Here is a 13,357-nt window from a genome sequence, read left to right on the forward strand (position 1 = left end):
GCTGCGGCGCTCACTCATAGAGACTAGTGCCACACCGGCCACTCGGCACCTCGGGGCAACATCAGTCACGCGGGACGCGGACGACACCCTCCTGGATGACGGTGATGGCGAGCCGTCCGTCCTGTGTGTAGATGCGCGCCTGGCCGAGCCCGCGGCCGCCGTGCGCGGACGGCGACTCCTGGTCGTACAGCAGCCATTCGTCGGCGCGGAAGGGGCGGTGGAACCACATCGCGTGGTCCAGGGAGGCCCCGACGACGTCCCCGACCGCCCAGCCGCCGCGGCCGTGCGCGAGCAGCACGGAGTCGAGGAGGGTCATGTCGGAGACGTAGGTGGCGAGGACGACATGCAGCAACGGTTCGTCAAAAGCACAGTCCAGCTTGCCGTTGGTGCGGAACCACACCTGTGAGTGCGGCTCGCGCGGCGCGCCGAACTGCCCGTACGGGGGCTCCTCCACGTACCTGAGGTCGATCGCCTCGCGGGCCTCGAGGAACTTCTCGACGACCGCGGGGGCGAGGTGGTCGTAGCCGCGCAGCCGTTCCTGAGAGGTGGGCAGGGTCGCCGGGTCGGGCGAGGCGGGCATGGGTGCCTGGTGCTCCAGCCCCTCCTCGTACACCTGGAAGGACGCCGACAGGTGGAAGATCGGCTTGCCGTGCTGGACGGCGACCACGCGGCGGGTGGTGAAGGACCGGCCGTCGCGGATGCGGTCGACGGTGTAGACGATCGGCGCGCCGGGATCGCCCGGGCGCAGGAAGTAGGCGTGGAGCGAGTGGGCGGGCCGGTCGGCGGGGACCGTCCGCCCGGCGGCGACCAGCGCCTGTGCCGCGACCTGGCCGCCGAAGACACGGGGTACGACGGCGGAGCGGGACTGGCCGCGGAAGATGTTCTCCTCGATCTGCTCGAGATCGAGCAGATCGAGGAGATCCTGGAGTGCCTGGCTCATGGCATCTAGTTGTACAGGCCAGTGATGTCGGCGGTGACCGGTCCGCCCTACAGGCCCATGTCCTTCGCGATGATCGTCTTCATGATCTCGCTGGTGCCGCCGTAGATGCGGTTGACGCGGTTGTCCGCGTACAGGCGGGCTATCGGGTACTCGTTCATGTAGCCGTAGCCGCCGTGCAGTTGCAGGCAGCGGTCGATCACGCGGTGGGCGACCTCGGTGCAGAACAGCTTGGCGGAGGCGGCCTCGGCGGGCGTCAGCTCGCCGGCGTCCAGGGCCTCGGTCGCGCGGTCGGCGACGGCCTCGGCGGCGTCCACCTCGGCCTGGCAGGCGGCCAGCTCGAACTTGGTGTTCTGGAAGTGGGCGACCGGCTTGCCGAAGACGGTGCGCTCCTGCACGTACTGCTTGGCGAACCGGACGGCGGCCTTGGCCTGCGCGTAGGCGCCGAAGGCGATGCCCCAGCGCTCGGAGGCCAGGTTGTGGCCGAGGTAGTAGAAGCCCTTGTTCTCCTCGCCGAGCAGGTCCTCGACCGGGACCTTGACGTCGACGAAGGCCAGCTCGGCGGTGTCGGAGGTCTTCAGGCCGAGCTTGTCGAGCTTGCGGCCGACGGAGTAGCCCTCGGACTTGGTGTCCACGGCGAACAGGGAGATGCCGTGGCGGCGGTCCTCGGCGGTGGGCGCGGAGGTACGGGCGCAGACGATGACGCGGTCGGCGTGGACGCCGCCGGTGATGAAGGTCTTGGCACCGTTGAGGACGTAGTGCGTGCCGTCCTCGGAGAGCTTGGCGGTGGACTTCATGCCCGCGAGGTCGGAGCCGGTGCCCGGCTCGGTCATCGCGATGGCCCACATCTCCTCGCCGGTGACGAACTTCGGCAGGTAGCGCTTCTTCTGCTCGTCCGTGGCCAGCATCTTGATGTACGGCAGGGCGAGCAGCACGTGGACGCCGGAGCCGCCGAACTGGACGCCCGCGCGCGCGGTCTCCTCGTAGAGGACGGCCTCGAACTTGTGGCTGTCCAGGCCCGCGCCGCCGAACTCCTCCGGCACGTTGATGCCGAAGATGCCCAGCTCACCGAGCTTGTAGTAGAAGTCGCGCGGCGCCTGGCCGGCGGCGAACCACTCGTCGTAGACCGGCACGACCTCGGCCTCGATGAAGGCGCGCAGGGTCTCCCGGAACGCCTCGTGATCCTCGTTGAACACCGTACGGCGCACGCCGCCCACCTCCAGGTACCTGTCTAAGCGCTTGCTCAGATTCGAAGATACCGGCGAGTACGACGACGCGTCCAGGGTGAGCTTGGCCACGGCCCCGGTCAGTCGCCTTTCCCGTACCGGCGGAACTCGGAGGTCTTCACCATCCAGGGGCCGAACGGAACCGAGTCCCCGAAGATGTACGGCTCCGTGTGGGCGTAACGGCCCTTGACCGGGTCGGAGTGGACCTCGACGGTGCCGGTGCGCGGGTCGACGATCATGTAGAGGGCGATCCCCATGGCCGGGTAGTCATCGAGCTTCTCACCGAAGCCGGGATGCGGGTTCGGCGAGAGAACCTCGACCACCGCGAGCACCTGCGCCGCATCGACGGCGAACCCCTCCTCGTCCAGGAGGGCCTCGGGGATCACGACGACGTCCGGCCGACGCATACGGCCCATCGCCGGATACTCGATCTCAGGGCCGTTCACGCAGACGCAGCCCGGATGAGTGGCGCGGACCTGCTGGTCGAGCTGGTCGCGAATGCGGCGCAGCAGACCGTGTCGGCGCAGCGACGGCCATCTCATGGCCAGCAGCGGACCGGACGGTCCGATCTCGACACTCCAGGATCCTTCGAGCCGCTCGGACCAGGCATCCAGCTCCTCGGCGATCGCGCGCATCTTCGCGTACTCCACACCCGGAGGGTAGTGAGCAGCCGCAGGCTACCGCGTCACCCCTCCCCCGCCGCCTCGAACGCCCCCCGAGCCATCCGGTGCAGCAGCGCCGCCGTGGCCCCCCGCCCCGGCAGGGTCCCCGCGCGCCCCAGGTGTGGTGTGGAGTTCAGCAGGCCGAAGACCGAGTGGACGGCCGAGCGGGCCGTCGGTTCCGACAGCCCCGGGTAGACCTCGCGGACCACCTCCACCCACAGCTCGACGTACTGCCGCTGGAGCTGCCGCACCAGCTTGCGGTCGCTGTCGCGCAGGCGGTCCAGCTCGCGGTCGTGCAGGGTGATGAGGGGACGGTCGTCCAGGGCGAAGTCGATGTGGCCCTCGATGAGGGAGTCCAGGACCGCCGAGGGCCGGGCGTCCCCGTCGGTCTCCGCCAGGCGGCGCTTGGCGCCCGTCAGCAGCTGGCCGCTGATACCGACCAGCAGCTCGGCGAGCATCGCGTCCTTGCCCGGGAAGTGCCGGTACAGGCCGGGGCCGCTGATGCCGACCGCGGCGCCTATCTCGTCGACGCCGACGCCGTGGAAGCCGCGCTCGGCGAAGAGCCGGGCGGCCTCCTTGAGGATCTGCTCGCGGCGGGTCGGGGCGTCGGTTCTGGTGACCATGCAGGCAATTCTAGACAGCGAGGTTAGCGGTCGTTAACCTGAAGGAAATGGTTAACGCTCATTAACAGCGGATCGCAGGTTCGATCACCGGGTGAGGGGACCGCAGGATGCAGGAGGCACCGGAGCTCCGGAGCGCGGCAGATCCCGCGTCGGAGGCCTGGCGGGCCAATGAACAGGCTCATCTCGCGCTCGTCGAGGAGCTGCGCGCCAAGCTGGCCGCGGCGGCGCTCGGTGGCGGCGAGAAGGCGCGCGCCCGGCACACCGCGCGGGGCAAGCTGCTGCCGAGGGACAGGGTGGACACGCTGCTCGACCCGGGGTCGCCGTTCCTGGAGCTGGCGCCCCTGGCGGCAGACGGGATGTACGACGGGCAGGCCCCGGCCGCCGGGGTGATCGCCGGGATCGGGCGGGTCAGCGGGCGCGAGTGCGTGATCGTCGCCAATGACGCCACGGTGAAGGGGGGGACGTACTACCCGATGACCGTGAAGAAGCACCTGCGCGCCCAGGAGATCGCCCTCGACAACCGCCTGCCGTGCGTCTACCTCGTGGACTCCGGCGGCGCCTTCCTGCCCATGCAGGACGAGGTCTTCCCGGACCGGGACCACTTCGGGCGGATCTTCTACAACCAGGCCCGGATGTCCGGCGCCGGGATCCCGCAGATCGCCGCCGTGCTCGGATCGTGCACGGCCGGCGGGGCGTATGTGCCCGCCATGAGCGACGAGGCCGTGATCGTCCGCAATCAGGGGACGATCTTCCTCGGCGGGCCTCCGCTGGTGAAGGCCGCCACCGGCGAGGTCGTCACGGCGGAGGAGCTGGGCGGCGGCGAGGTGCACTCCCGGATCTCCGGGGTCACCGACCACCTCGCCGAGGACGACGCGCACGCCCTCCGGATCGTGCGGAACATCGTCGCCACGCTCCCGGCCCGGCAGACCCTGCCCTGGGAGGTCCAGCCGGCGGCAGAGCCCAAGGTGGACCCCTACGGGCTCTACGGCGCCGTCCCGGTCGACTCCCGTACCCCCTACGACGTACGCGAGATCATCGCGCGCGTGGTCGACGGCTCGCGGTTCGCCGAGTTCAAGAGCGAGTTCGGGCAGACCCTGATCACCGGCTTCGCCCGCATCCACGGCCACCCGGTCGGGATCGTCGCCAACAACGGCATCCTGTTCTCCGAGTCCGCCCAGAAGGGCGCCCACTTCATCGAGCTGTGCGACCAGCGCGGGATCCCGCTGGTGTTCCTGCAGAACATCTCCGGGTTCATGGTCGGCAGGGACTACGAGGCGGGCGGCATCGCCAAGCACGGCGCCAAGATGGTGACGGCGGTGGCGTGCACGCGCGTGCCGAAGCTGACGGTGGTGGTCGGCGGTTCGTACGGCGCGGGCAACTACTCGATGTGCGGCCGGGCCTACTCCCCCCGGTTCCTGTGGATGTGGCCCAACGCCAAGATCTCCGTGATGGGCGGCGAGCAGGCCGCCAGTGTCCTCGCCACGGTCAAGCGCGACCAGCTCGAGGCCCGGGGAGAGGCCTGGCCCGCCGAGGACGAGGAGGCCTTCAAGGCGCCGATCCGCGCGCAGTACGAGCGCCAGGGCAATGCCTACTACGCCACCGCCCGCCTCTGGGACGACGGCGTGATCGACCCGCTCGAGACCCGTCAGGTGCTGGGCCTCGCCCTGACCGCCTGCGCCAACGCGCCTCTGGGGGACCCCCAGTTCGGCGTCTTCCGGATGTGAGGAGGGGAACCGTGTTCGACACAGTGCTGGTCGCCAACCGGGGCGAGATCGCCGTACGCGTCATCCGTACGCTCCGCTCGCTGGGCGTGCGCTCGGTGGCGGTCTTCTCCGACGCCGACGCCGACGCGCGGCACGTCAGGGAGGCCGACACGGCGGTACGGATCGGTCCGGCACCGGCCGCCGAGAGCTATCTGTCCGTCGGCCGCCTTCTGGACGCCGCCGCCCGCACCGGCGCCCAGGCCGTCCACCCGGGGTACGGCTTCCTCGCCGAGAACGCCGGCTTCGCGCGCGCCTGCGAGGAGGCGGGACTCGTCTTCATCGGCCCGCCCGCGGACGCCATCGCGCTCATGGGCGACAAGATCCGCGCCAAGGAGACCGTGCAGGCGGCCGGGGTGCCGGTGGTGCCGGGCGGACGTGACCCCGAACTGGCCCGGTCGGCCCTCGAGTTGGGCGCGCCCGTGCTGCTCAAGCCCTCCGCCGGCGGTGGTGGCAAGGGCATGCGGCTGGTGCGGGACATGACCGTGCTGGAGGAGGAGATCGCCGCCGCCCGCCGCGAGGCCCGCGCCTCCTTCGGCGACGACACCCTGCTGGTGGAGCGGTGGATCGACCGGCCCCGGCACATCGAGATCCAGGTGCTGGCCGACGGCCACGGCAACGTGGTCCACCTCGGCGAGCGCGAGTGCTCGCTCCAGCGGCGGCACCAGAAGATCATCGAGGAGGCGCCGAGCGTGCTCCTCGACGAGGCCACGCGCGCGGCGATGGGCGAGGCGGCCGTGCAGGCGGCCCGCAGCTGCGGGTACCGGGGCGCGGGCACGGTGGAGTTCATCGTGCCGGGCGGGGACCCGTCCGCGTACTACTTCATGGAGATGAACACCCGCCTCCAGGTGGAGCACCCGGTCACCGAGCTCGTCACCGGCCTGGACCTGGTGGAGTGGCAGCTGCGGGTCGCGGCCGGGGAGAAGCTGGGCTTCGCCCAGGAGGACGTGAGGCTCACCGGGCACGCGGTCGAGGCCCGGATCTGCGCGGAAGACCCCGCCCGCGGCTTCCTGCCCTCCGGCGGCACCGTCCTGCTGCTGGACGAGCCGCAGGGCGACGGCGTCCGCACCGACTCCGGGCTCAGCGAGGGCACCGAGGTGGGCAGCCTGTACGACCCGATGCTGTCCAAGGTGATCGCCCACGGCCCCGACCGGGAGACCGCGCTCCGCAAGCTCCGGGCGGCGCTCGGGGAGACGGTCACGCTGGGCGTGCAGACCAACGCGGGGTTCCTGCGGCGGCTGCTGGCCCATCCGGCGGTCGTGGCAGGGGACCTGGACACCGGGCTGGTGGAGCGCGTGGTGGAGGAGCTGGTCACCACGGACGTACCGGAGGAGGTGTACGAGGCGGCTGCGGCCGTACGCGCGAAGGCGCTGGAGCCGCGTACGGACGGCTGGACCGACCCCTTCTCGGTGCCGAGCGGCTGGCGGCTCGGCGGCACCCCGAGGCCGCCCGCCTTCCACCTCCGGGTGCAGGACCCGGTGACGTACACCCCGCGCGGCAGCTCCACCGTCACCGACGCCACGGTCTGCGTCACCCTCGACGGTGTCCGGCACACCTTCCACCGGGCCGGTGACTGGATCGGCCGCGGCGGCGACGCCTGGCAGGTGCGGGACCACGACCCGGTGGCCGCGTCCCTCAGCCGGTCCGCGCACGCGGGCGCCGACTCCCTGACCGCGCCCATGCCGGGCACGGTGACCGTGGTGAAGGTCGCCGTCGGGGACGAGGTGACCGCCGGCCAGAGCCTGCTGGTGGTGGAGGCGATGAAGATGGAGCACGTCATCTCCGCCCCGCACGCCGGCACGGTCGCCGAGCTGGACGTGACGCCGGGCGCGACGGTCGCCATGGACCAGGTGCTCGCCGTGATCGCACCCCACGAGGAGGTGGCGGAGTGACTGCCGAGGGTCTCCCCATGGTCGTACCGGCCTCGGACCTGCCCGCGCGGGTGCGGATCCACGAGGTCGGCGCGCGTGACGGGCTGCAGAACGAGCAGCGGACCGTACCGACCGAGATCAAGGCGGAGTTCATCCGCCGGCTCGCCGACGCGGGCCTGACGACGATCGAGGCGACGAGCTTCGTGCACCCCAGGTGGGTGCCGCAACTGGCCGACGCCGAGCAGCTGTTCCCGCTGCTCGGCGGGCTCGAAGGGGTCGAGCTGCCGGTGCTGGTGCCCAACCAGCGCGGCCTGGACCGGGCGCTGGCCCTCGGTGCCGACCGGGTCGCCGTCTTCGCCAGCGCCACGGAGTCCTTCGCGAAGGCCAACCTCAACCGCACGCTGGACGAGTCGCTGGCCGTGTTCGCGCCGGTGGTGCGGCAGGCCAAGGACCGGGGCGTGCACGTGCGCGGCTATGTGTCGATGTGCTTCGGCGACCCCTGGGAGGGCGCGGTCCCCCTCCACCAGGTGGCCCGCGTCTGCACGGCCCTGAGGGACATGGGCTGCGACGAGCTGAGCCTGGGCGACACGATCGGCGTCGCCACTGCGGGCCATGTCCTCGAACTGCTCTCCGTCCTCAACGAGAAGGGCGTGCCGACGAACGTGATCGGCGTGCACTTCCACGACACCTACGGCCAGGCGCTCGCCAACACCCTGGCCGCCCTGCAGCACGGCGTCACCACCGTGGACGCCTCGGCGGGCGGGCTCGGCGGCTGCCCGTACGCGAAGTCCGCCACCGGCAACCTCGCCACCGAGGACCTCGTCTGGATGCTGCACGGACTCGGCATCGAGACCGGGGTCGACCTCGGCCGTCTGACCGCCACGAGCGTGTGGATGGCCGCCCATCTGGACCGGCCCAGCCCGTCCCGTACCGTCCGCGCCCTCTCCCACAAGGACCAGTGATCAGCATGGACCACCGTCTCAGCCCCGAGCTGGAGGAACTCCGCCGTACGGTGGAGGAGTTCGCGCACGACGTCGTGGCGCCGAAGATCGGCGACTTCTACGAGCGGCACGAGTTCCCGTACGAGATCGTCCGCGAGATGGGCCGTATGGGCCTGTTCGGGCTGCCGTTCCCGGAGGAGTACGGCGGCATGGGCGGCGACTATCTGGCGCTCGGCATCGCCCTGGAGGAACTGGCGAGGGTCGACTCGTCCGTGGCGATCACCCTCGAGGCGGGTGTCTCCCTGGGCGCCATGCCGCTGCACCTCTTCGGCACGGAGGAGCAGAAGCGCGAGTGGCTGCCCCGCCTCTGCACGGGCGAGATGCTGGGCGCGTTCGGCCTGACCGAGCCGGACGGCGGCAGCGACGCCGGGGCGACCCGTACGACGGCCCGCCTGGACCCGGACACGAACGAATGGGTGATCAACGGCACCAAGTGCTTCATCACCAACTCGGGCACGGACATCACGGGCCTGGTGACGGTGACCGCCGTGACCGGCCGCAAGCCGGACGGCAAGCCGCAGATCTCGGCGATCATCGTGCCGTCCGGCACGCCCGGCTTCACGGTGGCGGCGCCCTACTCCAAGGTGGGCTGGAACGCCTCCGACACCCGTGAGCTGTCCTTCGCCGATGTCCGTGTCCCGGCCGCCAACCTGCTCGGCGAGGAGGGCCGCGGCTACGCCCAGTTCCTGCGCATCCTGGACGAGGGCCGGATCGCCATCGCGGCCCTCGCGACGGGCCTGGCCCAGGGCTGTGTGGACGAGTCGGTGAAGTACGCCAAGGAACGCCACGCCTTCGGCCGGCCGATCGGCGCGAACCAGGCGATCCAGTTCAAGATCGCCGACATGGAGATGAAGGCCCACACGGCCCGCCTGGCCTGGCGCGACGCGGCGAGCCGTCTGGTGGCGGGCGAACCCTTCAAGAAGGAGGCGGCCCTCGCCAAGCTCTACTCCTCCACGGTCGCCGTCGACAACGCCCGGGACGCCACCCAGATCCACGGCGGCTACGGCTTCATGAACGAGTACCCGGTGGCCCGCATGTGGCGCGACTCCAAGATCCTGGAGATCGGCGAGGGCACGAGCGAGGTCCAGCGGATGCTGATCGCGCGGGAACTGGGGCTGGTGAGCTGAGGCAGCGGCCCGATGTGAGGGCGAGCGGGGCCCGCCCTCACCCGGGCCGGAGCCTCAGCTCTTGGTCAGCGTGCGGCCGAGGAGGGGCAGCAGGCAGTCCCAGTGGCGCTGCAGTGCGTCGGGGTTGAAGGCGTCGGTGTCGGACATGGTGAAGCCGTGGACGGTGCCGGGGTAGATCTCGGAGGTGTAGCCGACACCCGCGGCGCCCAGGGCCTGGTTGAGCTCGTCGAGGGCCTCGGGCGTCATGTCGGTCTCGGCGTGGCCGAGGTGGACCTCGGCGGTGAGCTGGGACACGAGGCGGTGCATCTCGGGCCCGTCGGCGCCCACGGGGCCGTGGAACTCGGCGACGGCGGCCACCTGGCCGGGGTGGGCCGCGGCGGTGCGCATCGCCAGGAGGCCGCCGAAGCAGTAGCCGGTCACCGCGACCGGTCCGGCGCCGACCTCCGGCTGGGCGGTGAGGAACCCGAGGTAGGCGTCGGCGTCGCTCAGGGCACGTTCGGTGGTGTGCGCCTCGATCAGGGGCATCAGCTGGGCGATGAGCTCGCGCCGGGCGTCTCCCCCGATGAACCCGGGAAGCTCGATCACCGGTGTCGGGCCGTGCCGGTAGAAGAAGTTGGGGACGAGCACGTAGTACCCGTGCCCGGCCAGTTCGCCGGCCATCTCCCGCAGCACGGGCCGGATGCCGAAGGCGTCCGGGTACATCAGCACCCCTGGGTGCCGCTCGCCGTCGTCGGGGAAGGCGGCGAAGGCGTCGGCCTGGCCGTCCGCGGTGGGGATCTGCAGCATCTTGGTGGCCATGGGTTCTCCTGTCGTGGTTGACGTGTCGAGCCTGTGATCAACACGAAGGAGGCGGAGCCCGCGCCGCAGTGCGGGCTCCTCGATCCGACGGCGGGCCCGCACCGGCCCCTTCGGCGCTCAGCAGAGCACCGGGTCAACAATCCGTGTGTGGCGCGCTGCCGTCCCGGTAGTCATCGCCGCCCAACCTAGCCGACCGGCCGAAGCCGATGCCAGAACCCTTCGCCACGCCCACTCAGTCGGCCTGGTGCCGGCGGGAGCGACCGGCGAGAACGGCCTCGCCCTGCTGCGCGGGCCCGTCGGCCGGGGGCAGCCCGGTCGAGAGGGCCCCGGTGATGCGGGCCGTGTGCCGGTAGGCCCGCAGGGCGGCGGCCAGGGCGCGGTCCTGGGCGGCCGGGTCGGCCAGGGCTCCGTCCAGCCGGGTGGTGAACCGGGTCCAGCGGGCCCGGTCGCCGCTCGCGTAGTAGGCGATGCCGCCGGTGCCGTGCAGGCCGTAGGCACGGCTGACGTACCGGCACAGGTGCAGGGCGCCGAGGGTGGAGCCCTCCAGGACGTACAGGAAGCCCAGCAGTGAGAGCGGGTCCGCGGCCGCCGTCGTACGGATGTCCGCCGCGAAGGCCGCCGCGTGCGCCGCGGGCCACCGGCCGGGGGTGCTGCCCCGGCCCGCGAAGTGGTGCAGATCGCGCTCGATCAGCGGGGCCTTCCGCAGGTCCTCCGCCGCCCACAGACCGGCGACGGACGGGGCTGCGGCTCGGGAGAGTTCCGTCTCCAGCTCCCCCAGCACCAGGCGCAGAGCGGCCAGTTGGCCCGTGTAGCGGGCGAGGGGGAGGGTGCCGGCGAACAGTGCGGTGGCGAAGCCGGTGCGCTCCAGGGCGTCGTGCCACTCCCGGGTGCCGGCGCGCAGCCGGGCCGATGCCGTCGTTGTCATGCGGCGCTCCGGTGCCCGAGGGTGTCGTGGAGGCGGTCGATGAGGTGGCCCTTGCGTTCGACGGTGAGGTCGAAGTATGCGGCGCTGTGCGGGGAGCGGCAGACGCGGCGGACGGCGTCCTTGGCGGCCTGTTTGCGCTCGACGGCCTCGGCGGACAGGGCGAGGAGCGTGCGGTCGAGTTCGGGATGGCCGAGGACGTACGAGCGCAGCGGCTCGCCGGACAGTGCCGCGCGGCCGGTCGGGGGCGCGGAGTCGAGGAGTTCCAGGAAGACGCGGTTGCTCAGACCGTCGTAGTCCTCGTGGGTGCGGGGGCCGGCGAACTCGGGCACGAAGTCGGTCAGGTCGTTGAACAGCTGGCTGGCCAGCCCGAGTTGGCGCATGGCCTCGTTCAGGGTGTCGCGCTCGTCCGCGACGACGCGCAGGGCGGCCAGTGCCGCGTCGAGCGGCATCCGGAAGAGCGTTCCGGTCTTCAGCGCGGCCATCGACTCCCAGAACGCGACCCGCTCCTCGTGCGGCGCGTCGGCCAGTTCGGCGCGGGTGCGGGGGGAGCGGGTGGCGATGTCGAGGGCCTGCCCCTCGAAGCCCTGGGCCACCGATGCGAGCAGGCTGTCGACGACGGCGGGGTCGGCCGCGTGCGCCAGGGCGGCCGCGATCAGCCACGAGCCGGTGTTGACGGCGAGCGGCACACCGTGGGTGCTGTGCAGCGCGGGTTCGCCGTAGCGGACGGCGCTGCCGTCCTGGACGTCGTCGAGCGCGACCGCGGCCTTCAGCAGGACGCGGACGGATACGGCGGACCGGCGGACCGCGGCGAGTCCCTCGCCCTCCGCCTCCGGTGCGCCGAACCCCCGGTAGTTGCGGTAGGCCCAGTAGACCATCGACGGCCGCAGCGGTCGTCCTCCGCCGGGCGCGCCGGGAGCGGGCCGCAGGGCCTCCTGGCCGGCCTTGGATCCGACGGCGTCGGCCACCGGTCCGTACAGGGCGCGCCCGAGGGCTGCGCCGCGGACGGAGTCCGCCGCGCCGGACGGCACCGGGGCCAGGGTGGCGAGGAACCGGTCCAGGTCCGCCTCCAGAAGTGCGGCGTCCTCCCGGACCACCGCCTCCACCTGCACGTCGCTCGACGTCGTTGTCACGCACACCTCCGTCTCGATCGGCACCTCACAGCAGCCGACGCGCGACTCAACGTAGCGAGACATGATCCAAACGGCCATGGCGGAGAAGCGAAGTAGCGAGGCGGACGACGGAAGTTGACCGGATTCGCTCGCCCCGCGCGGGACGCGTGAGCCGCCCCCTCCTGGACATCAAGGAAGGTTAGGCTAACCTACCTTCGAACCTGTCCGGCGGGCGCTCCGCCCCGTTCGAAAGCAGTCATACCCATGTCGCATGCCCGTGCCACCCACCTCACTCGCCGCGGCCTCCTCGCCGCCGGCGGCGCCGTCGGACTCGGCGCCGCGCTCGCCGCCTGCGGGGACGGCAAGGGCAAAGACAGTGGCTCCGGCAAGGGCACGACGGCCGCCGAGTCCGGGCCCTGGTCCTTCAAGGACGACCGCGGCACGACCGTGAAGCTCGACAGGGTCCCCACGAACATCGTCGCCTTCACCGGTGTCGGCGCCGCGCTCCACGACTACGGCGTCCAGGTCAGGGGCGTCTTCGGACCGACGACCAAGGACGGCAAGGCCGACGTCCAGGCCGGCGACATGGACGTCAGCAAGGTGACCGTCCTCGGCAACGCCTGGGGCCAGTTCAGCATCGAGAAGTTCGCCTCGCTCGCGCCGGACCTGCTGATCACGACGATGTTCGACGACGCCGGCACCCTCTGGTACGTCCCCGAGGAGTCGAAGAAGAAGATCGCCCAGCTGGCCCCCAGCATCGGCATCTCCGTATACGACCGCCAGCTCACCCAACCGCTGCAGCGCATGTGGGACTTGGCCGAATCGCTGGGGGCGGACATGAAGGCCGCGAAGGTGGCCGACGCCAGGAAGCGGTTCGAGGCCGCGGCCGCCCGGCTGCGCGCCGCCGCCAAGGCCAAGCCGGACATCAAGGTGATGGCCGGCAGCGCCAGCGACCCGCTGTTCTACGTCTCCGGCACCAACCTCTCGATCGACCTGGAGTACTTCAAGGCCCTGGGCGTGAACTTCGTCGAGCCGCCGGAGAGCGCCAAGAAGCAGGGCGGTGGCTGGTACGAGTCGCTGAGCTGGGAGAACGTCGACAAGTACAAGGCCGACATCATCATGATGGACGACCGGTCGTCGGCGATCCAGCCGGCCGGCATCACCAAGCCGACGTGGAAGAAGCTGCCCGCGGTGAAGGCGGGGCAGGTCATCGCCCGGTCGCCCGAGCCGATCCTTTCGTACGACAAGTGCGTGCCGCTTGTGAACAGCCTGGCCGAGGCCCTGGAGAAGGCCAAGAAGGTCAGCTGAGGAGCCCCTG

Annotated in this window: 12 protein-coding genes; 5 read left to right on the forward strand and 7 right to left on the reverse strand. The window is 71.3% G+C overall.

Features of this window, described 5'->3' with window-relative positions:
• Positions 1 to 61: 61 nt before the first annotated feature.
• The 4 genes from ABT288_RS19125 to ABT288_RS19140 all read right to left on the reverse strand — a co-directional run bounded on the left by ABT288_RS19125 (position 62) and on the right by ABT288_RS19140 (position 3,448).
• Positions 62 to 940 (reverse strand): acyl-CoA thioesterase, encoded by an 879-nt coding sequence (locus ABT288_RS19125; RefSeq protein WP_351608890.1) that lies wholly within the window; start codon positions 938 to 940, stop codon positions 62 to 64.
• Between the two features lie 47 nt (positions 941 to 987).
• Positions 988 to 2,145 carry an acyl-CoA dehydrogenase family protein gene (locus ABT288_RS19130; RefSeq protein WP_158921020.1) on the reverse strand — a complete coding sequence of 386 codons (1,158 nt, stop codon included), beginning with the start codon at positions 2,143 to 2,145 and terminating at the stop codon, positions 988 to 990.
• A 98-nt stretch (positions 2,146 to 2,243) separates the two neighbouring features.
• Entirely contained in the window at positions 2,244 to 2,813 is a 570-nt protein-coding gene (locus tag ABT288_RS19135; protein ID WP_351608892.1) for a Uma2 family endonuclease, read from the reverse strand.
• 35 nt (positions 2,814 to 2,848) lie between these two features.
• On the reverse strand, positions 2,849 to 3,448 hold the full coding sequence (locus tag ABT288_RS19140; RefSeq protein WP_351608895.1) for an SACE_7040 family transcriptional regulator: 600 nt from the start codon (positions 3,446 to 3,448) through the stop codon (positions 2,849 to 2,851).
• Positions 3,449 to 3,555: 107 nt separating this feature from the next.
• On the opposite strand from ABT288_RS19140, the gene ABT288_RS19145 reads away from it, so the two are divergent.
• The 4 genes from ABT288_RS19145 to ABT288_RS19160 are packed head-to-tail and all read left to right on the forward strand — an operon-like array spanning position 3,556 to position 9,207.
• Positions 3,556 to 5,172: a carboxyl transferase domain-containing protein gene (locus ABT288_RS19145; RefSeq protein WP_351608898.1), complete on the forward strand. Its 1,617-nt coding sequence runs from the start codon at positions 3,556 to 3,558 to the stop codon at positions 5,170 to 5,172.
• Positions 5,173 to 5,183: 11 nt separating this feature from the next.
• Positions 5,184 to 7,100, forward strand: coding sequence for an ATP-binding protein (locus ABT288_RS19150; protein WP_351608900.1), 1,917 nt, complete (start codon positions 5,184 to 5,186; stop codon positions 7,098 to 7,100).
• Positions 7,097 to 8,041, forward strand: coding sequence for a hydroxymethylglutaryl-CoA lyase (locus ABT288_RS19155; protein WP_351608903.1), 945 nt, complete (start codon positions 7,097 to 7,099; stop codon positions 8,039 to 8,041). Before ABT288_RS19150 ends, ABT288_RS19155 begins: the two co-directional genes overlap by 4 nt.
• A gap of 5 nt (positions 8,042 to 8,046) precedes the next feature.
• Complete coding sequence (locus tag ABT288_RS19160; protein WP_351608905.1) at positions 8,047 to 9,207, forward strand: acyl-CoA dehydrogenase family protein; 1,161 nt, start codon at positions 8,047 to 8,049, stop codon at positions 9,205 to 9,207.
• Positions 9,208 to 9,261: 54 nt separating this feature from the next.
• Here the strand turns inward: ABT288_RS19160 and ABT288_RS19165 are convergent, their stop codons facing one another.
• From ABT288_RS19165 to ABT288_RS19175, 3 genes are all read right to left on the reverse strand, one after another.
• Entirely contained in the window at positions 9,262 to 10,005 is a 744-nt protein-coding gene (locus tag ABT288_RS19165; RefSeq protein ID WP_351608907.1) for a dienelactone hydrolase family protein, read from the reverse strand.
• 232 nt (positions 10,006 to 10,237) lie between these two features.
• Positions 10,238 to 10,930 carry a biliverdin-producing heme oxygenase gene (locus tag ABT288_RS19170; RefSeq protein ID WP_351608910.1) on the reverse strand — a complete coding sequence of 231 codons (693 nt, stop codon included), beginning with the start codon at positions 10,928 to 10,930 and terminating at the stop codon, positions 10,238 to 10,240.
• Positions 10,927 to 12,060, reverse strand: a complete 1,134-nt coding sequence (locus ABT288_RS19175; RefSeq protein ID WP_351608912.1) for a polyprenyl synthetase family protein — start codon at positions 12,058 to 12,060, stop codon at positions 10,927 to 10,929. Before ABT288_RS19175 ends, ABT288_RS19170 begins: the two co-directional genes overlap by 4 nt.
• A gap of 243 nt (positions 12,061 to 12,303) precedes the next feature.
• Between ABT288_RS19175 and ABT288_RS19180 the strand changes: the two genes are divergently transcribed.
• Complete coding sequence (locus ABT288_RS19180) at positions 12,304 to 13,347, forward strand: ABC transporter substrate-binding protein (protein WP_351608915.1); 1,044 nt, start codon at positions 12,304 to 12,306, stop codon at positions 13,345 to 13,347.
• Positions 13,348 to 13,357 lie beyond the last annotated feature (10 nt).

It is taken from the genome of Streptomyces sp. NPDC001093 (assembly GCF_040298985.1).
Classification (GTDB): domain Bacteria; phylum Actinomycetota; class Actinomycetes; order Streptomycetales; family Streptomycetaceae; genus Streptomyces.